The organism is Peribacillus sp. TE19612 (genome assembly GCF_056279465.1).
Genome location: NZ_JBWCCL010000006.1, coordinates 131,733 through 150,813, shown reverse-complemented (window position 1 = coordinate 150,813; position 19,081 = coordinate 131,733). Strand labels below are relative to the sequence as shown.

The 19,081-nt window shown below is 40.7% G+C and carries 18 protein-coding genes; all 18 read left to right on the top strand.

Annotated elements, in window-relative coordinates; genetic code table 11:
- Positions 1–331: 331 nt before the first annotated feature.
- The 18 genes from sucC to ACZ9AO_RS12565 all read left to right on the top strand — a co-directional run bounded on the left by sucC (position 332) and on the right by ACZ9AO_RS12565 (position 19,062).
- Positions 332–1,492 carry an ADP-forming succinate--CoA ligase subunit beta gene (sucC, locus tag ACZ9AO_RS12650; protein ID WP_048684894.1) on the top strand — a complete coding sequence of 387 codons (1,161 nt, stop codon included), beginning with the start codon at positions 332–334 and terminating at the stop codon, positions 1,490–1,492.
- A gap of 18 nt (positions 1,493–1,510) precedes the next feature.
- Complete coding sequence (sucD, locus tag ACZ9AO_RS12645; protein ID WP_048684890.1) at positions 1,511–2,413, top strand: succinate--CoA ligase subunit alpha; 903 nt, start codon at positions 1,511–1,513, stop codon at positions 2,411–2,413.
- Between the two features lie 118 nt (positions 2,414–2,531).
- Positions 2,532–3,398, top strand: a complete 867-nt coding sequence (gene dprA / locus ACZ9AO_RS12640) for a DNA-processing protein DprA (RefSeq protein WP_053534373.1) — start codon at positions 2,532–2,534, stop codon at positions 3,396–3,398.
- Positions 3,399–3,663: 265 nt separating this feature from the next.
- Positions 3,664–5,739, top strand: a complete 2,076-nt coding sequence (gene topA, locus ACZ9AO_RS12635; protein ID WP_048684883.1) for a type I DNA topoisomerase — start codon at positions 3,664–3,666, stop codon at positions 5,737–5,739.
- A gap of 401 nt (positions 5,740–6,140) precedes the next feature.
- Positions 6,141–7,448 carry an FADH(2)-oxidizing methylenetetrahydrofolate--tRNA-(uracil(54)-C(5))-methyltransferase TrmFO gene (gene trmFO, locus ACZ9AO_RS12630; RefSeq protein WP_251538951.1) on the top strand — a complete coding sequence of 436 codons (1,308 nt, stop codon included), beginning with the start codon at positions 6,141–6,143 and terminating at the stop codon, positions 7,446–7,448.
- A 59-nt stretch (positions 7,449–7,507) separates the two neighbouring features.
- Positions 7,508–8,410: a tyrosine recombinase XerC gene (gene xerC, locus ACZ9AO_RS12625; protein ID WP_048684877.1), complete on the top strand. Its 903-nt coding sequence runs from the start codon at positions 7,508–7,510 to the stop codon at positions 8,408–8,410.
- A gap of 20 nt (positions 8,411–8,430) precedes the next feature.
- A complete protein-coding gene (hslV, locus tag ACZ9AO_RS12620; protein WP_048684874.1) occupies positions 8,431–8,958 on the top strand; it encodes an HslVU peptidase proteolytic subunit in 528 nt (175 codons plus the stop codon).
- Between the two features lie 12 nt (positions 8,959–8,970).
- A complete protein-coding gene (hslU, locus tag ACZ9AO_RS12615) occupies positions 8,971–10,380 on the top strand; it encodes an HslU--HslV peptidase ATPase subunit (RefSeq protein ID WP_476109185.1) in 1,410 nt (469 codons plus the stop codon).
- A 107-nt stretch (positions 10,381–10,487) separates the two neighbouring features.
- Entirely contained in the window at positions 10,488–11,267 is a 780-nt protein-coding gene (gene codY / locus ACZ9AO_RS12610) for a GTP-sensing pleiotropic transcriptional regulator CodY (RefSeq protein WP_034313657.1), read from the top strand.
- A gap of 745 nt (positions 11,268–12,012) precedes the next feature.
- On the top strand, positions 12,013–12,408 hold the full coding sequence (gene flgB / locus ACZ9AO_RS12605; RefSeq protein ID WP_063596280.1) for a flagellar basal body rod protein FlgB: 396 nt from the start codon (positions 12,013–12,015) through the stop codon (positions 12,406–12,408).
- On the top strand, positions 12,408–12,866 hold the full coding sequence (gene flgC, locus ACZ9AO_RS12600; RefSeq protein WP_063596279.1) for a flagellar basal body rod protein FlgC: 459 nt from the start codon (positions 12,408–12,410) through the stop codon (positions 12,864–12,866). Before flgB ends, flgC begins: the two co-directional genes overlap by 1 nt.
- Positions 12,867–12,888: 22 nt before the next feature.
- A complete protein-coding gene (fliE, locus tag ACZ9AO_RS12595; RefSeq protein WP_251538955.1) occupies positions 12,889–13,197 on the top strand; it encodes a flagellar hook-basal body complex protein FliE in 309 nt (102 codons plus the stop codon).
- 93 nt (positions 13,198–13,290) lie between these two features.
- Positions 13,291–14,889 (top strand): flagellar basal-body MS-ring/collar protein FliF, encoded by a 1,599-nt coding sequence (gene fliF / locus ACZ9AO_RS12590; RefSeq protein WP_476109184.1) that lies wholly within the window; start codon positions 13,291–13,293, stop codon positions 14,887–14,889.
- A gap of 12 nt (positions 14,890–14,901) precedes the next feature.
- Positions 14,902–15,921: a flagellar motor switch protein FliG gene (fliG, locus tag ACZ9AO_RS12585; RefSeq protein WP_063596276.1), complete on the top strand. Its 1,020-nt coding sequence runs from the start codon at positions 14,902–14,904 to the stop codon at positions 15,919–15,921.
- The gene (fliH, locus tag ACZ9AO_RS12580) at positions 15,914–16,678 is read left to right on the top strand and encodes a flagellar assembly protein FliH (RefSeq protein ID WP_476109183.1); all 765 of its coding nucleotides are present in this window, start codon (positions 15,914–15,916) and stop codon (positions 16,676–16,678) included. The genes fliG and fliH overlap by 8 nt, the downstream gene beginning before the upstream one ends.
- A gap of 2 nt (positions 16,679–16,680) precedes the next feature.
- Positions 16,681–18,000, top strand: a complete 1,320-nt coding sequence (gene fliI / locus ACZ9AO_RS12575) for a flagellar protein export ATPase FliI (protein ID WP_476109182.1) — start codon at positions 16,681–16,683, stop codon at positions 17,998–18,000.
- Positions 18,000–18,449: a flagellar export protein FliJ gene (gene fliJ / locus ACZ9AO_RS12570; protein WP_311292701.1), complete on the top strand. Its 450-nt coding sequence runs from the start codon at positions 18,000–18,002 to the stop codon at positions 18,447–18,449. Before fliI ends, fliJ begins: the two co-directional genes overlap by 1 nt.
- Before the next feature lie 4 nt (positions 18,450–18,453).
- A complete protein-coding gene (locus tag ACZ9AO_RS12565) occupies positions 18,454–19,062 on the top strand; it encodes a MotE family protein (RefSeq protein ID WP_476109181.1) in 609 nt (202 codons plus the stop codon).
- Positions 19,063–19,081: the final 19 nt, after the last annotated feature.

Here is a 19,081-nt window from a genome sequence, read left to right as displayed (position 1 = left end):
TTTGAATCAAGACCAGGATAACCGTAGTTTTTCATGAGAATATCTTTGGATCAATAAATTGAAAAGGCTTTCATGGAAGTGTTTTTGATAGAAATATGACTCTTTTTGTACTAGAATTGCAGATCCGAAATAAATGATTTTAATAAGAAAAAAACACAACGGCGCAGAAGGTTTTTTCTATTTTTTTAAAGGGTAAGGAAGTATATTGTAATAATATTTTAAAAATTATGTGAAAGAATATTATGCACGAGGGAGAATTTTGTTGTAATATGATAGAGAAAACACGCATTAAATTTCAAGGTTGTTTTTTAGTAGATAAGGAGGATGGGAAATGAATATCCATGAGTATCAGGGGAAAGAGATATTGCGACAATACGGGGTATCCGTTCCAAATGGCCGGGTTGCCTTTACTGTTGATGAAGCAGTTGAAGCAGCGAAGGAGTTAGGTACGGAAGTTGTTGTCGTCAAAGCTCAAATTCATGCGGGCGGCCGCGGTAAAGCCGGCGGAGTCAAGGTAGCAAAGAATCTTGATGAAGCACGTACATATGCAGAAGAGATTCTTGGCAAGACACTGGTGACCCATCAAACGGGACCTGAAGGCAAGGAAGTTAAGCGTTTACTTATTGAAGAAGGCTGCGACATTACGAAAGAGTATTATATCGGGCTTGTCCTTGACCGTGCTACGGACAGTGTCGTATTGATGGCTTCTGAAGAAGGCGGTACGGAAATTGAGGAAGTGGCCGAAAAGACACCAGAGAAAATATTCAAAGAAGTAATCGATCCGGTTGTAGGCCTGACTGGTTTCCAAGCACGGAGGATTGCATTCAATATCAATATTCCGGCTCCACTTATAAATAAAGCTTCCAAACTGATGATTAACCTATATACAGCTTTCGTTGAAAAGGATTGCTCAATCGCAGAAATCAACCCATTAGTGGTAACGGGTGACGGCGATGTAATGGCGCTTGATGCTAAATTGAACTTCGATGATAATGCGATTTACCGCCATAAGGACATCGCGGAGTACCGTGATTTGGATGAAGAGGATGCGAAAGAGATTGAAGCATCAAAACATGGCCTAAGTTACATATCGCTTGACGGAAATATCGGATGCATGGTTAATGGTGCCGGGCTTGCTATGGCTACGATGGACATCATTAAACATTATATGGGAGATCCGGCTAACTTCCTTGACGTTGGTGGCGGCGCCACTGAGGAAAAAGTAAAAGAGGCTTTCAAAATCATCCTTTCCGATCAAAATGTTAAAGGCATCTTCGTTAATATCTTCGGAGGAATCATGAAATGTGACATCATTGCTACAGGCGTCGTGGCTGCTGCCAAAGAGCTTGGACTGGATGTCCCTCTTGTTGTTCGTCTTGAAGGAACGAATGTGGACCTTGGCAAAAAGATTCTAAAAGAGTCAGGTTTAAATATTACGGCTGCTGAATCAATGGCAGATGGAGCACAAAAAATAGTATCACTTGTAGGATAATAGGCAGGGGGGAACATAATGAGCGTTTATATTAATAAAGATACGAAAGTGATCGTTCAGGGAATCACTGGTGCAACAGCATTATTTCATACAAAACAAATGTTGGAATACGGCACGAAAATCGTAGGGGGAGTCACTCCGGGTAAAGGTGGAACAGAAGTGGAAGGGGTACCTGTATTCAATACAGTTTCCGAAGCTGTCACTGAAACCGGTGCGAGTGCATCTGTTATCTATGTACCGGCACCATTTGCTGCCGATGCAATTCTTGAAGCCGTAGACGCAGAACTTGATCTTGCCATTTGTATCACGGAACATATTCCTGTACTGGATATGGTCAAGGTGAAGCGCTACATGGAAGGCAAAAAAACTCGCTTGATCGGACCGAACTGCCCAGGTGTCATTACTCCTGAAGAGTGTAAGATTGGTATCATGCCAGGGTATATCCACAAAAAAGGCCATGTAGGCGTAGTTTCTCGTTCTGGAACTTTGACATATGAAGCTGTTCACCAATTATCGCAAGCAGGCATCGGGCAATCTTCGGCTGTCGGTATCGGTGGAGATCCCGTTAACGGAACGGATTTCATTGATGTTTTAAAAGCGTTCAATGAAGATCCGGAAACACATGCGGTGATCATGATCGGGGAAATCGGCGGAACGGCGGAAGAAGAAGCGGCAATCTGGGTGAAGGAAAATATGACTAAGCCAGTTGTTGGTTTCATTGGTGGCCGTACGGCTCCTGCCGGTAAACGCATGGGACATGCTGGTGCCATTATCTCAGGAGGAAAAGGGACGGCTGACGAGAAAATCCGCGTAATGAACGAATGTGGAATTAAAGTTGCCGAAACTCCATCCGTAATGGGAGAAACATTGATTTCCGTTTTAAAAGAAAAAGATATTTACGAACCTTGTAAAACACATTGATTTAAGCTTGGCCGACCTTTTTTTGGGTCGGTCTTTATTTCCTCGAATTTCCTCGGGAGAGACCAAGTACATCACTATCAACCTACCTTTAAAAATATCCGATTAGGGGCGTTTCCGATTGAATAAAAAAGAAAAGTTAATCCATCTCCATCATTGCCGCGGAGCAGGATGGAAAACAATCCAAGCAATCATGTCCAAAGACCCATCATTATCTTCCCTGTTCACGACGAATTACGTTGAATGGGCAAAAATGCTCCCTATCCCTTCAAATAAGCTTAACCTCTTTCTCAAAGATTTACATTCACTCCATTCCATCGAAAAACTTAAAAAATACGAAGATAGCCAAATCCATTGTTTGACGATCTTCGATGATGAATATCCTTTTTTGTTAAAGCAAATATTCGATCCTCCGTGGGTTCTTTATTTTAAAGGTGATAAGAAGCTTTTAACAAGGAAGAATACCCTAGGTGTTGTTGGAACACGCAAGCCAACCTCGTATGGGCTGGAGGCCTTAAAAACGATTCTATTACCGCTTGTAAAGAAAAAGTTCGTGATCATAAGCGGAATGGCGGCTGGAATCGATGCAGAGTCACATAAGATCACATTAAGGGAAGGCGGAGATACGATCGGGGTTTTAGGCGGAGGGCTTAAGCAAATATATCCGAAATCCAATTTTACCCTTGCTGAAGAAATCATGAATAAAGGCCTGCTTATATCTGAGACTCCACCGGAAGTGAAGGCGGAACCATGGATGTTTCCACTTAGGAATCGAATCATCAGCGGATTATCACAGGGCGTATTCGTGGTAGAGGCAAAAGAAAGAAGCGGTTCCCTTATTACGGCACAAGCTGCTTTGGAACACGGCAGGGAAGTATTTGCGCTTCCTGGTAATGTTACGAGCCCTGAATCACTGGGTACCAATCAATTGATTTATGATGGTGCCAAACTTGTTTTTAGCTCCAGGCAGATCGAGGAAGAGTTTTGAACAATATAATATAGAAGATAGACGGAGAATCAAACGGGAAAATTGAAAAAATAGGTGCTTTTTTTGAAGGGTGGGTTGAATTATTAGACAAAAAGGTTGAAAATATTGTAAAACTGTTATAAGTTTTGCAAATGGCACCTCTTGTCAAAAAACTAGAAATAAATGAATCAGCATGCTTTGAAAAGTAAAGAGGTGTTGACAAATGATTTTTGAATGATTAATAATAGTGAAGATTTATATTACCTCTTTGAGGAGGATTTATTGGATGTCAGAATACTTAGTGATTGTGGAATCGCCCGCAAAGGCGAAAACAATAGAACGTTACTTGGGAAAAAAATATAAAGTAAAGGCTTCCATGGGGCATGTACGTGATTTGCCTAAAAGTCAAATGGGTGTCGATGTTGAACATGAATATGAACCTAAATATATAACTATCCGCGGCAAAGGCCCGGTTTTAAAAGAATTGAAAACTGCTGCAAAAAAAGCGAAAAAAATCTATCTCGCGGCTGACCCCGACAGGGAAGGGGAAGCAATTGCCTGGCATTTGGCTCACAGTCTTGATGTTGACGTTAACTCAGATTGCCGCGTGGTATTCAACGAGATCACGAAAGAGGCTATCAAGGAATCATTTAAATCGCCAAGGCCAATAAATATGAAATTGGTTGATGCTCAGCAGGCAAGAAGGGTCTTGGACCGTTTGGTCGGATACAATATAAGCCCGTTATTGTGGAAAAAGGTGAAAAAGGGCTTAAGCGCGGGACGGGTCCAATCGGTTGCTGTACGGATGATCATTGACCGGGAGAAGGAGATCAAAGATTTTATCCCGGAAGAGTATTGGACAATCAAGGCTGATTTTGTAAAAGGAAAAGAACAGTTTGAAGGTTCTTTCTTCAGCCTTGGCGGTGAGAAGAAAGAATTAAATACCGAAGAGGACGTCAAAAAAGTGCTCGCTTCTTTAAATGGCGGCGAATTTACGATAGGAGCTGTGGCTAAAAAGGAAAGAAGGCGCAATCCAGCAGCACCTTTTACAACTTCTTCCCTGCAACAGGAAGCGGCACGTAAATTGAATTTCCGTGCGAAGAAAACCATGATGCTTGCTCAGCAGCTTTATGAAGGAATCGAGCTTGGCAAGGAAGGTACAGTCGGGTTAATCACATATATGAGAACCGATTCGACCCGGATTTCAGATAGTGCCAAAGAGGAGGTCCATACGTTCATTCAAAATAGTTATGGTAAAGAATATGTTCAGGTCGAGCAGCGCAAGGAGAAAAAACAAACTAATGCCCAGGACGCGCATGAAGCCGTCAGGCCAACAAGCACATTACGTGAACCGGGCGTAGTCAAGGAGTTCTTATCCAGAGATCAATTCCGTCTTTATAAATTGATTTGGGAACGATTCGTTTCCAGTCAAATGTCTTCGGCGGTCATGGATACGATGAGCATCGACCTGCATAACGGGGATGTCATCTTCAGGGCTAATGGTTCAAAAATTAAATTTCCGGGTTTCATGAAGGTATATGTTGAAGGGTCCGATGACTCGGTGGAAGAAAAGGAAAATGCACTTCCTGATGTGAAAAAAGGAGATCAATTCTTTTCAAAAGATATCGAGCCGAAGCAGCATTTCACACAGCCTCCGCCCCGATATACTGAAGCACGTCTGGTCAAGACCCTAGAGGAACTGGGAATAGGCCGTCCGTCTACATATGCGCCTACCTTGGATACGATCCAAAAACGGGGCTATGTTACCTTGGATAATAAACGGTTCATCCCGACAGAGCTTGGTGAGATCGTTCTCGAATTGATACGCGAATTCTTCCCGGATATTCTCGATGCAGAGTTCACTGCCAAGATGGAACAGGAATTCGACAGCGTTGAGGAAGGCAATATTGAATGGATTAAGGTCATCGATGAATTTTATAAAGAATTTGCAATTCATTTGGCTAAAGCCGAAGTCGAGATGGAGAAAATTGAAATCAAAGATGAACCTGCAGGTGAAGATTGCGTGGAGTGCGGACATGGGATGGTCTTTAAGATGGGGCGTTATGGAAAGTTCATGGCATGCAGTAATTTCCCGGATTGCCGTAACACCAAACCAATCGTCAAGGAAATCGGGGTCAAATGCCCAAAATGTAAAGAAGGAAATATCATTGAAAGGAAAAGTAAAAAACGCCGCATATTTTACGGGTGTGATACTTACCCTGGATGTGATTTCATATCTTGGGATAAACCGCTGCCGCGGAGTTGTCCAAAATGTGAAGGTACACTTGTTGAGAAAAAACTCAAAAAAGGTGTCCAGGTCCAGTGCATGGATTGTGATTTTAAAGAAATGCCCCAAGCATAAAAAAGGCCTTGAAATCGTTTACTTTCCTTGTGAACTATCGAAAAACCCTAAGTATAAATGGACTCGGCATCTGCCGGGTTTCTTTATGTTCAGGGAAGTATGATATCATGGTGATAGGTGGATTTACTTCCAAGAAGAAAATGGATAAAGCTTGAAACTTTTTTATTTAGGCCTTGTGATGTAAAATTCAGTGGACAAGTACATTCTTTTAAAGATATAATTCCTATTTGCGTCCGTTACCCTTTTAGTAAATAAGGATGGCATATTTTTAAAATAATCGTTAGCAGGAATGAGTATTTCGGGTATAAATACATAGATATCGTTAAAAATGAAACTTCTGGAAAGCAGTTTTAATGATAAATGATCCTGTCTTATCATATCTATACATGGAGGTTCGAAAAATGAAAGAAACAAAAGTAAGTGTAATCGGTGCTGGGCTTGCTGGAAGTGAAGCGGCGTGGCAGTTAGCTAAAAGAGGAATTAAAGTCGATCTATATGAAATGCGCCCTGTAAAACAAACGCCAGCCCATCATACCGATAAATTCGCTGAACTTGTTTGTTCCAATTCACTTCGGGCAAATACGTTAACAAATGCAGTTGGTGTATTAAAAGAAGAAATGCGTATACTGGATTCGGTCATCATGTCCGCAGCGGATGCTTGTGCTGTACCGGCTGGCGGTGCATTAGCCGTTGATCGTCATGAATTTGCCGGTCTTGTTACGGAAAGGGTCAAAAATCATCCAAATGTGACGGTCATTAATGAAGAAGTGACGGATATTCCGGAAGGTCCTACCGTCATTGCAACCGGCCCGCTTACAAGTCAGTCACTATCTGATAGCTTAAAGCAAATCATGGATGAAGAATACTTGTACTTCTATGATGCTGCCGCACCAATTCTTGAAAAAGAAAGCATCAATATGGATAAAGTATATTTGAAATCCCGTTATGATAAAGGGGAAGCAGCTTATTTGAACTGTCCGATGACGGAAGAAGAGTTTGACCGCTTTTATGATGCATTGATTGCTGCTGAAACAGTCCCGCTTAAAGAATTCGAAAAAGAAATCTTTTTTGAAGGCTGCATGCCGATTGAAGTGATGGCATCACGTGGGAAGAAAACGATGTTATTTGGTCCATTGAAGCCTGTTGGCCTAGAAGATCCAAAAACGGGAAAACGCCCTTTTGCTGTAGTTCAATTGCGTCAGGATGATGCGGCAGGAACACTTTACAATATTGTTGGTTTTCAGACACATTTGAAATGGGGGCCGCAAAAAGAAGTATTGCAGCTCATACCTGGATTGGAAAATGCGGAAATTGTACGTTATGGGGTCATGCATCGAAACACTTTCATAAACTCACCTAATGTTTTGAAGCCAACGTACCAATTCAAGAATCGGGATGATTTATTCTTTGCCGGTCAGATGACTGGCGTTGAAGGGTATGTTGAATCGGCTGCGTCGGGACTTGTCGCAGGTATCAATGCTGCAAGGATCGTCGAAGGTTTGGAGCCTATCATTTTCCCTGCGGAGACGACGATGGGCAGTATGGCAAGGTACATAACGTCGACGAATGGTAAGAGCTTCCAGCCGATGAATGCCAACTTTGGATTGCTTCCAGACCTTGAAGTGAGAATCAAATCCAAAAAAGAGCGGAATGAAACGCATGCTAAACGCGCTTTGGACACAATTCAGAACTTTGTGAAAAATTTGTAAAATATTTGCCTGCTGTTTTAAAGTATGATACTATTTATTAGCCTTTGCGAGGTGTTTCCATGATTAATCAAAAAAAGGCATTATCATCCTTCATCGAATATTTACAAATTGAAAAGAACAGTTCACATTACACCATTGAAAATTACAAACGTGATATTCACGAATTTTTCCTGTTCCTTAATGAACAGGGGATTGAGGACATCACGTCTGTTGAATATCTTGATGTCCGGTTATATTTAACGAATTTATATGAGAAAAAACTTTCTAAGCGCACTGTTGCAAGAAAAACTTCTTGCTTGAGGAGCCTTTATAAATTTTTACTGCGTGAAGGTGATGTGAAGGATAACCCTTTTTCCCTTGCTTCTTTACCTAAAAAGGATCAAAGACTGCCACGTTTTCTCTATGAGAAGGAAATGGATCAGTTGTTTTCTTCTTTAAAGAAAGATTCACCGATAGGAATAAGGAACAATGCCTTACTGGAATTATTGTATGCTACAGGCATTCGCGTAAGTGAATGTTGTGATATTAAACTGCAGGATATCGATCTTTCCTTAGGGACAGTACTGATCCATGGAAAAGGAAAAAAAGATCGCTACGTTCCGGTTGGTAGATATGCACAGGAAGCGATAGATTTATACATACGTACAGCCAGGATGGAATTGACTTCGTCTGACGCCAAGGCGCATGTTTATTTATTTGTTAATTTTCGTGGAGACCCTCTGACACCTAGGGGAGTTCGCTATATATTGAATGAATTGATTAAAAAGTCAGCCGCAGATGGAAGTCTTCATCCCCATATGCTAAGGCATTCGTTTGCTACACACCTATTGAATAATGGGGCGGACATTCGCACGGTTCAGGAATTGCTTGGTCATTCAAAAATTTCATCAACGCAAGTGTATACGCATGTTACAAAAGACCAATTGAAAAAAGTCTACAATGCATCACATCCGCGGCCTTAAATGTTGAAAGGGGACACTTTATGACAACGATATTTGCAGTGCATCATAAAGGTGAATGTGCCATGTCCGGTGATGGGCAGGTTACTTTAGGAAATTCAGTAGTGATGAAGCATACAGCGAGGAAAGTAAGAAAAATCTTTAATGGTAATGTACTTGCAGGTTTTGCTGGTTCCGTTGCAGATGCTTTCACTTTATTTGAGATGTTCGAAGCTAAACTTGAAGAGTATAATGGCAATCTTCAGCGCGCTGCCGTTGAAATGGCAAAGCAATGGAGAAGTGACAATGTATTGAGAAAGCTTGAAGCCATGCTAGTCGTGATGGATAAGAACCATTTACTGCTCGTTTCTGGCACCGGGGAAGTAATTGAACCGGATGACGGGATTCTCGCCATAGGATCGGGAGGGAATTATGCATTGGCAGCCGGCAGGGCATTAATGCGGTTTTCCAGCGACCACTTATCGGCAAAGGAAATCGCTCAATCATCTTTACAAATTGCAGCGGAAATTTGTGTATTTACAAATACGAATATAATCGTGGAAGAGTTGTAAGGAGGAGCGCAAATGTCAAAAAAAGCTAATTTAACACCGAGGCAAATCGTTGAAAAACTGGATCAGTATATCGTTGGGCAGCGTGAGGCAAAACGGGCAGTGGCAGTGGCTCTTCGGAATCGCTACCGACGTTCCCTTCTCTCGGATCAACTTCGTGACGAAGTCGTTCCGAAGAATATATTAATGATTGGACCGACAGGTGTTGGGAAAACAGAAATAGCTCGGAGAATGGCTAAATTGGTGGGTGCTCCTTTTGTAAAAGTTGAAGCAACGAAATTTACGGAAGTCGGGTATGTCGGCCGGGATGTAGAGTCCATGGTCCGTGATTTGGTGGAGACTTCCGTCCGCCTCGTGAAGGAAGAAAAGATGGCCAGTGTAAAGGAACGGGCAGAAGAAAATGCAAATCGCCGTTTAATAGAGCTATTAGTGCCATCGACTAAAAAACAGAGTAATTTCAAGAATCCTCTTGAAGTCTTTTTTGGAGGCAATAACAATCAAGACGAACAGGATCCGGAAGAAAATTCCGAAGATTTAAGTTTGCAGGAAAAAAGAAAAATCGTCGCTGAAAAGCTGGCTAATGGTGAGCTGGAAAGTGAAATGATAACGGTCGAAGTGGAAGAACAGGCTGCTTCTATGTTTGATATGCTCCAAGGTTCGGGGATGGAACAAATGGGGATGAACATGCAGGACGCTTTAGGAAGCTTGATGCCGAAAAAAAGCAAGAAGCGCAAATTGAAAGTAAGTGAAGCGAGAACCGTTTTAACAAATGAAGAAGCGTCAAAATTGATTGATATGGATGAAGTAACTTCAGATGCTGTATACGGGGCTGAGCAAAATGGGATTATCTTCATAGATGAAATAGACAAAATTGCCAGTAAGCAATCTGGAAGTTCATCAGCGGATGTATCAAGAGAGGGTGTACAAAGGGATATCCTGCCAATTGTTGAAGGTTCAACAGTAGTGACTAAATATGGTTCAGTTAAAACGGATCATGTCCTATTCATTGCTGCAGGGGCCTTTCATATGGCTAAGCCATCCGACCTAATCCCGGAATTACAAGGTAGATTCCCAATTCGTGTAGAATTGAACAAACTGACTGTAGACGACTTTGTGCGGATTCTGCATGAACCCGATAATGCCTTGTTAAAACAATACGTTGCTTTATTGGAAACTGAAGGTATAGAAATTGAATTTTCTGACGATGCTGTTCGTAAGATAGCAGAAGTGGCCTTCGAAGTAAATCAAAACACAGACAATATTGGTGCAAGAAGACTTCATACCATTTTGGAACGGTTGCTTGAAGACTTATCTTTTGAAGCTCCGGAAATAACGATGGAGAAGATTACAATTACCCCCCAATATGTCGAAGGTAAGCTTGGTTCTATCGCCCGGAACAAAGATTTAAGCCAGTTTATCCTTTAATTAGAAACAATTTTGGCAATGATTTGCCTAAGCAATGAACATAAAATTACGGAAATACAACTTCATAGTTATTGTGAACCATGGTATTTTTAGGAGGAACAAATCAAATGAACTTATTAGCAAAAACAAGAAAAATCAATGCAATGCTCCAAAAAGCAGCAGGTAAAGCAGTTAACTTCAAGGAAATGGCTGAGAGTTTAAGTGAAGTTATCGAAGCAAATGTATTCGTCGTCAGCCGCCGCGGGAAATTACTTGGCATCGCAGTAAGTCAGCAAATTGAAAACGAACGCATGTACAAAATGTTGGAAGATAAACAATTCCCTGAAGAGTACACAAAAAACCTGTTCAATATTCCTGAAACCTCTTCGAATCTTGATATCGAAAGCGAATATACTGCTTTCCCAGTCGAAAACAAGGAACTTTTCTCAACTGGATTAACAACGATCGTACCGATTATGGGTGGGGGAGAACGTTTAGGAACATTGGTTCTTGCCCGTTTACAAGAAAAATTTCACGATGATGATTTAATTTTGGCTGAATATGGTGCGACTGTAGTCGGTATGGAAATCCTTCGTGAAAAATCAGAAGAGATAGAAGAGGAAGCTCGTAGTAAAGCTGTCGTTCAAATGGCGATTTCCTCGTTATCTTACAGTGAATTGGAAGCAATAGAGCACATCTTTGAGGAACTTAAAGGTAATGAAGGTCTGCTTGTAGCATCAAAAATTGCAGACCGTGTCGGCATCACCCGTTCCGTTATCGTAAATGCCCTAAGGAAACTGGAAAGTGCTGGGGTCATTGAATCACGTTCTCTTGGAATGAAAGGTACTTATATCAAGGTATTGAATGATAAATTCCTTCTTGAATTAGAGAAGCTTAAAAATAATTAACATATAGAAAGGCAGTCCTTGAAAAAAGGGCTGCCTTTTTTTGATATTTGGATGTGTTACTGTCCGGGACAAACAGGTAAATACGGTGAAGGGCAGGGGGAGGGAAAAGAGGTAATTCAGATAAAATGGACATGTGAATATGGGCATGCTTTCTGTTTGAAGCAGAAAGTAGTTAAATATTTCCTATAAAGGGTAATTATATTATTATAACAGTCGAAATGGTGTAAATGAACGATAGGATAACTTTTTGATTCTTAAAAGACTATTGATAACGGTTTTAGTCATAGGGAAATTTGTCGAATGGTTCAAAACTTTGATAAAAACGGTTTTTTTTAAAAAAAGAAAAAAATGCAGCAATCCGTTGTTTCTTATAAATCCTTTATTTTAAAGGGTGAAATCAACTAAAATAAAATAAATATTTGAAAGTAAATGTGAAAATTAGTTCTAAAGTATCAGGTATATAGATAGGTTTTTCGATATGATATAAAAGTTAATAGAAGTAAAATTTGGTTAATATGTAGAATATCATATTAAAATGTAATATTACGTAATATTACCCTACAATGATACTAAGAAAAAAGACAAATTTGAGCAATTTGTGACAAATTTCGACGATAATAGGTCTAAAGTCTACGTATTGTTTATGGACATAGTTATAATGTTTCTTTAAAATTAAAACGTAAATCCGCTGGGTTAATTTATTGATAAAGTAATTATCTGTCAATTATAGAAAGAGGTGATCGATATGGAATTATTTTCGAATACTTTCCAATCACTAGAAAATGCCCTTGATTATTCTAATGCAAAACAAAAAGTCATTTCACAGAACATAGCTAATTCGGACACGCCTAATTATAAAGCTAAAGATGTTGACAAAACAAAGTCCTTTAAGGCAGAGCTGGAATCTTCCCTCGAGTCATATCGTACCGATGAAAGACATTTTACCTTCAAATCAGAGGGAAGTCATGCTTCTCACATCGTGGCGCAGAAAAATGTCCGATATAACAACAATGGAAATAGCGTGGACATTGATAAGGAAATGACGGATCTTGCTGCCAATCAAATTTACTATAATGCAGTAACCGACAGGCTTTCGGGTAAGTTTCAATCATTGCAGAATGTAATTAGAGGAGGTAAGTGATGGGGATCTTCCAAAGTATAAACATGACCGGATCTAGCCTGACGAGTCAAAGGGTTAGGATGGATGTAATCTCTGCTAATATGGCTAATGCCGATACGACCAGGGCGGAATATGACGCTGAATCGAAAACATGGAAGCCATACACAAGAAAATCGGTTGTGTTGCAAAGTAAGGAAAATGGTTTTTCGAGTTTCTTAAACGCAGCATCCGGAAAAACGAGCGAAGTAGGGAATGGAGTGAAGGTGACTGGAATAGTGGAAGATAAAACACCTTTCGAACTGGATTACAATCCCGACCATCCTGATGCCAATGAAGATGGTTATGTTGAAATGCCAAATGTCGACCCACTTAGGGAAATGGTTGATTTAATGAGTGTCACACGTTCATACGAAGCGAATGTGACAGTTCTAAATGCATCAAAGGGAATGATGATGAAAGCTTTGGAAATCGGAAAATAAAATTTTGAAAGGAGATGTTGTCATGGAGGGGATTTCTCTTTCGGCAGTGACCAATGCAAATCATCTACTAAAAAAAGATCATAGTAATACTAATACACCATACGAAGCACAGAGGGATTTTGCGTCGGTATTAAAAGAATCAATGAATAAAGTCAACGAAACACAAGTGGCATCTGATGACCTTACAACCAAATTGGTTAATGGAGAGGATGTTGAGCTTCATTCGGTGATGATAGCTTCACAAAAAGCCAGTGTCACCATGCAGGCTACATTAGAGGTTCGGAATAAGGTTGTGGAAGCCTACCAGGAAATGATGAGAATGAGTATATAGCATTCATTTTTTAACCTCATAATATAGAGAAAAATGACCAGGGGGAAAAGAAATCCCCCAATCATAAATTCATAGACTGACCGGGGGATTTAAATGAATGAAGTACTAGTGAATTTTAAAAACAAAATAACTGCTTACTGGACGAGCCGCAGTAAAAACCAAAAAATCATGATGGTTGGTTCAGCAGCATTAATTATCATCATCATTACGACGGTTTCAATTTTAACCACGCGTACGACGCTGGTGCCCTTATACTCCAACTTAACTCCATCGGAAACGGGGAGCATTAAAGAGAATCTAGACAGTCAAGGGATTATGAATGAAGTTTCTGAAAATGGAACGACCATAAAAGTTCCTGAAGAAAGACTGGATTCACTTAAAGTGGAACTGGCAGCAGAAGGAATTCCGGAATCGGGCAGCATCGATTATTCCTTTTTTAGTCAGAGTGCCGGTATCGGCATGACTGAAAATGAATTCAATGTCATTAAATTGGACTCGATGCAAACGGAATTGGCCAGTTTAATAAAAAAGATTGATGGAGTGGAAGATGCCAGTGTAATGATCACTCTTCCTGATGAAGGAGTTTTTGTCAGTGATTCAGCTGGGGAAGCGTCAGCATCCATTGTATTGAATACGAAACCCGGTTATAAATTTGAGGAAAGTCAAATCAATTCCCTTTACCATCTTGTCTCAAAAAGTGTTCCGAATCTCCCTACAGATAATATCGTCATTATGAACCAAGAGTTTGAGTACTTCGATCTTGAAAAACAAAATTCTTCTTTTGCGTCCGCATTTGCTACCCAAAACGAAATAAAAAAAGAAATAGAACGCGATATTCAAAGACAGGTACAAAATATGCTTGGAACGATAATGGGAAGAGACAAAGTCGTAGTTTCAGTCACGACAGACATCGATTTCACTCAAGAAAATCGGGAAGAGAATTTAGTTGAACCGGTCGATGAAGAAAATATGGCTGGGATTGAGATTTCTGCGCAAAGAATCAATGAATCGTATAGCGGGGACGCAGCGGGGGCAGGAGGCGTTCCGCAAAGTGAGGATTCCTCAGATTCATTGGGAATCCAATATGCTGAAGGCACAAACGGTTCCGGTGATTATGAAAAAGTGGATGAAACGATAAATAGTGAAGTGAACCGAATCAAGAAAGAAATAGTCGAAAGCCCATATAAAGTTAAAGATTTAGGTATTCAAGTCATGGTCGAGCCGCCTTCAGCTGACGATCCGGATTCTTTATCTCAACAGAGTGTGGATGATATTACACAAATCCTAGGTACGATAATACGCACGACAATCGAGAAAAAAGCTGAAGGGGAAGAACTGACGGACGAGGAGCTTAATAATAAAATTGCGATTTCCGTTCAGCCGTTTAACGGAAAAATGAAGGTGCAAAAAGATGAAACGAATCCATCGTTACCAATTTGGGCGTACATCGTCGGCGGAGTGCTAATACTTGCCATTATCATTCTATTAATCTTATTCCTCCGGTCCCGAAAACAAGCTGAAATGGAAGAGGAGTACGTGGTTGAAGAGGAAGAGGTCGTATTCGAAGTTCCGGATTTGAACAAAGAGAAGGAAACGGAAGCATCCTTAAAAAGAAAACAATTGGAGAAACTTGCAAAAGAAAAGCCGGATGAATTTGCAAAATTATTAAGAAGCTGGATAGCGGAAGACTAGGAGGCTTGGAAAGTGACAGAAAGAAAAAAAAAGGCCGGATTGACTGGCAAACAGAAAGCTGCCATCCTCCTTATTTCCTTAGGCCCGGATGTTTCTGCATCCGTATATAAGCATCTTACTGAAGAGGAAATTGAGAGATTGACCCTTGAAATCTCTGGAGTGAGGAAAGTGGACTCCCATGATAAAGAAGAAATTCTGGAAGAATTCCATAATATTGCTTTGGCACAGGATTACATCTCGCAGGGCGGGATAGGATATGCGAAGCAGGTGCTAGAAAAAGCATTAGGCACTGATCAGGCAACTGCCATCATTAACCGTTTAACATCATCCTTACAGGTTCGTCCATTCGACTTTGCACGAAAGGCAGATCCTGGACAAATCTTGAATTTCATCCAGAACGAGCATCCGCAGACCATTGCATTAATCCTGTCTTACCTTGATCCCACACAGGCTGGACAAATATTGTCTGAACTTCCGCAAGAGGTGCAGGCCGATATTGCAAGAAGGATTGCATTAATGGATAGCACTTCTCCGGAAATCATCAATGAAGTGGAGCAAATACTCGAAAGGAAACTTTCTGCGACCGTAACCCAAGATTATACACAGACTGGTGGAGTTGAAGCTGTTGTAGATGTGTTGAATGGTGTTGACCGCTCAACGGAAAGAACGATTTTGGATGCACTTGAAATCCAAGATCCGGAGCTTGCTGAGGAAATCAAGAAACGAATGTTTGTTTTTGAAGATATCGTGACCCTTGATGGCAGGGCGATTCAGCGAGTAGTCAGGGAATCTGATAACGAAGACCTTAAACTTTCTCTTAAAGTGGCTAGTGATGAAGTGAAGGAAATCGTCTTTCGAAACATGTCAAAACGCATGGTTGAAACGTTCCAGGAAGAAATGGAATTTATGGGACCGGTACGTTTGCGTGATGTGGAAGAAGCACAATCAAGAATTGTTGCCGTCATTCGAAAACTGGAGGAAACTGGTGATATTGTGATAGCCCGCGGCGGAGGGGATGATATCATTGTCTAGGATTATCAAATCCCAGCAGGCTAACCAGGAGAAAAGCAAAAAGATTGCAATAAAAGTTCGCCATTTCGACTTTCTTCAAAATGATGATGCAGATGAGCGGAAAAACCTTCATTATCTTCAATTTGATGAATTTCTCAATGATGCTAAACAGGAAGCGGAAACGTTATTGCTCGAAGCTAAACAAAAAGCCCAAGCGATTGCTGCCGAAATCCAGCAAGACCGAGAACAATGGGAGAATCAAGAGAAAGCAATGTTTATCGAACAAGCTCAAAAAGAAGGGTATCGGCAGGGAGTAGAAGATGGTATTCAAAAGGGTTATAACGAGATTACAGCGGAAATAGCCTTCGCTAAGGAAGTGGTAGAGTCTTCTAAAAAAGATTATCGGCACCACATTGAATCAGCTGAGACGGTTATTTTGAATCTTGCCCTGAAAGTGGCAGAGAAAATTATCGGGCAACAGCTTGAAAAAGATGAAGTGTCTTTTTTATCCATAGTCAAAAGTGCCATCAAAGAGGTGAGGGATTATCGTGAAGTGCAATTGCATATCCATCCGATCCAATATCAATCGATTCTTTCTCATAAAGATGAATTGATGGCAATCTTTCCGAAAGATACCGAGTTGTATATCTTTCCGGATGATGAGCTTGAAGAAAGCAGCTGTATCATTGAATCCGAAAAAGGAAGGATGGATGCCAGTGTCGACAGTCAGCTGCAGGAAATAAAAGTGAAACTAACTGAAGTGCTGGAAGGGGAGTAGAGATGAAAACTAGAGACCTATTGGCCTTAGTTGATGAAGTTGATCCTTTCAAACATTATGGACGGGTCAAACGTGTCGTGGGGCTAATGATAGAATCTCAAGGCCCTGAAAGCTCTGTAGGCGATGTTTGTTATATCTATACAGGTATACAAAAAAAGAAAAATAGAATCTTGGCTGAAGTTGTCGGCTTCCGTGATGAAATGGTTATTTTAATGCCGTTTACAGCAGTTAGTGATATTGCACTGGGTTGTATCGTGGAAGGGAGCGGACGGAGCCTTGAGATAAAGGTGGGAAGTGGGCTGATTGGCAAAGTAGTCGACCCATTGGGACATCCTATAGATGACTCTATGCTTCCAAAAGGTCTCTCGACAATTTCTGTGGATCAAGATCCGCCGAATCCGATGAAACGACCTCCCATTAATGAGCCGATAGATGTTGGAGTTCGAGTGATTGATAGTTTATTAACAGTTGGAAAAGGACAACGTGTTGGTATCTTTGCAGGGAGCGGTGTCGGGAAAAGCACGTTGCTTGGAATGGTGGCAAGGAATACGACGGCGGACTTAAATGTAATCGGTCTTATTGGAGAACGGGGCCGTGAAGTTCGGGAATTCATTGAGAAAGATCTTGGACCAGAAGGGCTGGCACGATCAATCGTTGTAGTTGCGACATCTGACCAGCCAGCGTTGATGAGGATAAAGGGTGCTTTGACGGCAACTGCCATCGCTGAATATTTTCGTGATAAGGGATTGAATGTGATGCTGATGATGGATTCGGTCACGAGGGTTGCGATGGCCCAGAGGGAAATTGGGCTTGCCATCGGGGAACCGCCGACGACCAAAGGGTATACGCCATCCGTTTTTGCCATCCTTCCAAGGTTACTCGAAAGAACGGGAACAAATCAGTTGGGTACCATTACAGCTTTTTATACAGTTCTCGTCGACGGTGATGATATGAATGAACCGATTGCTGATGCTGTCAGGGGAATTTTGGATGGTCACTTCATACTGGACCGTAACTTGGCCAATAAAGGACAATTTCCAGCGCTTAATGTATTAAAGAGCATTAGTCGTGTCATGAACAATATTGTTGGTGAAAAGCATAAAAACGCTGCAGAAAAATTGCGGGCAAGTTTATCAACCTATATGGAGTCGGAAGATTTGATAAATATAGGAGCTTATAAGAAGGGTTCTTCCAAACAAATTGATCATTCAATTACACGCTATCCGGACATCATTTCATTTTTAAAGCAAGGAACCCATGAAAAAGCTTCTAAAGTTAATAGTATCAACGCCCTTGTCGAATTGATGGAGAAAGGTGATTAATGATGATTTATCAATATAAATTCGAGAAGATCCTGTCCATCAAAGAAAAAGAAAAAACCGATGCACTAGCTAAATATAATGCCGCTTTAAAAAAATTTGAAGAAGTGGCAGAAAAATTATATAAGCTTTTAAAGAAAAAAGAAGAGTTGCTTGAGTTTCAACAGGAGAAGCTACGAAATGGATTATCCGTTCAGGATATTCGTCATCATCAGTTATTTATGGACAATTTGGAAAAACTCTTAAGCATCTGTCAACAGGAAGTCATTGAAGCGCGATACAAGATGAATACTCAACGGGATATATTAATGGAAAGAAATGTCGAGGTTAAAAAGTACGAAAAAATGAAAGAAAATGATTTTCTTGAATTTCTCGATGTCATGAAGGAAGCTGAGAACAAAGAAATGGATGAAATATCTATCCGGCAATACTTAAGCAAAGGCGTAAGGTGATGGAATGCGTAAAAAAAGTGAATCTAATGAATTGGAAGAAAGCAAGATAAGCAAGTTTCAATGGTTTCTTGTCATCTTCATTCCATTAATCTTTGCGGTAACTGTAGCGTTGATCGTTTTTACCGTTGCAGGGGTGAATGTAGTGGAAAAGGCAAAGGAAATGTCGGCGAAAATACCCTTCATTGAATCGGATCAAAAGGGTGAAGAGAATGGTAAATCAGCGAAGAATGATGAGAAAGTTTCCATGAAGCTCGAAAAATTAGAAACCGAGATTGAAAATAAGGAAAAAGAGATAGAAAAGCTTGAGGGCATCATTGATACACGTGACAAGGCCATTGAGAAGGCAGAAGCGGAAAAACAGCAGCTTCAAACAGAAATGAATCAACTTAAGGATGGTCAGAATAATAGTAAACAAGCGTTCAAAGATATAATCCGTACTTATGAAACGATGGCTCCCAAGAGAGCTGCACCTATCATTACAGAAATGAATGATGAAGATGCAGTGGAAATTCTCTCAAGTATGAAAGCAGCCACTTTAGCTAAGGTTTTGGAGCAAATGACAACAGCTGATGCTGCAAGATTAACGAAGAAACTAACGGAACAAGGTTCTTAAGCGGAAAGAGTGAGGAGGT

What these genes read in the sequence shown, in the direction of transcription:
- sucC (WP_048684894.1), top strand. Translation starts at nt 332, where the DNA reads ATGAATATCCATGAGTATCAGGGGAAAGAGATATTGCGACAATACGGG.
- sucD (WP_048684890.1), top strand. Translation starts at nt 1,511, where the DNA reads ATGAGCGTTTATATTAATAAAGATACGAAAGTGATCGTTCAGGGAATC.
- topA (WP_048684883.1), top strand. Translation starts at nt 3,664, where the DNA reads ATGTCAGAATACTTAGTGATTGTGGAATCGCCCGCAAAGGCGAAAACA.
- trmFO (WP_251538951.1), top strand. Translation starts at nt 6,141, where the DNA reads ATGAAAGAAACAAAAGTAAGTGTAATCGGTGCTGGGCTTGCTGGAAGT.
- xerC (WP_048684877.1), top strand. Translation starts at nt 7,508, where the DNA reads ATGATTAATCAAAAAAAGGCATTATCATCCTTCATCGAATATTTACAA.
- hslV (WP_048684874.1), top strand. Translation starts at nt 8,431, where the DNA reads ATGACAACGATATTTGCAGTGCATCATAAAGGTGAATGTGCCATGTCC.
- hslU (WP_476109185.1), top strand. Translation starts at nt 8,971, where the DNA reads ATGTCAAAAAAAGCTAATTTAACACCGAGGCAAATCGTTGAAAAACTG.
- codY (WP_034313657.1), top strand. Translation starts at nt 10,488, where the DNA reads ATGAACTTATTAGCAAAAACAAGAAAAATCAATGCAATGCTCCAAAAA.
- flgB (WP_063596280.1), top strand. Translation starts at nt 12,013, where the DNA reads ATGGAATTATTTTCGAATACTTTCCAATCACTAGAAAATGCCCTTGAT.
- flgC (WP_063596279.1), top strand. Translation starts at nt 12,408, where the DNA reads ATGGGGATCTTCCAAAGTATAAACATGACCGGATCTAGCCTGACGAGT.
- fliE (WP_251538955.1), top strand. Translation starts at nt 12,889, where the DNA reads ATGGAGGGGATTTCTCTTTCGGCAGTGACCAATGCAAATCATCTACTA.
- fliF (WP_476109184.1), top strand. Translation starts at nt 13,291, where the DNA reads ATGAATGAAGTACTAGTGAATTTTAAAAACAAAATAACTGCTTACTGG.
- fliI (WP_476109182.1), top strand. Translation starts at nt 16,681, where the DNA reads ATGAAAACTAGAGACCTATTGGCCTTAGTTGATGAAGTTGATCCTTTC.
- fliJ (WP_311292701.1), top strand. Translation starts at nt 18,000, where the DNA reads ATGATGATTTATCAATATAAATTCGAGAAGATCCTGTCCATCAAAGAA.
- ACZ9AO_RS12565 (WP_476109181.1), top strand. Translation starts at nt 18,454, where the DNA reads ATGCGTAAAAAAAGTGAATCTAATGAATTGGAAGAAAGCAAGATAAGC.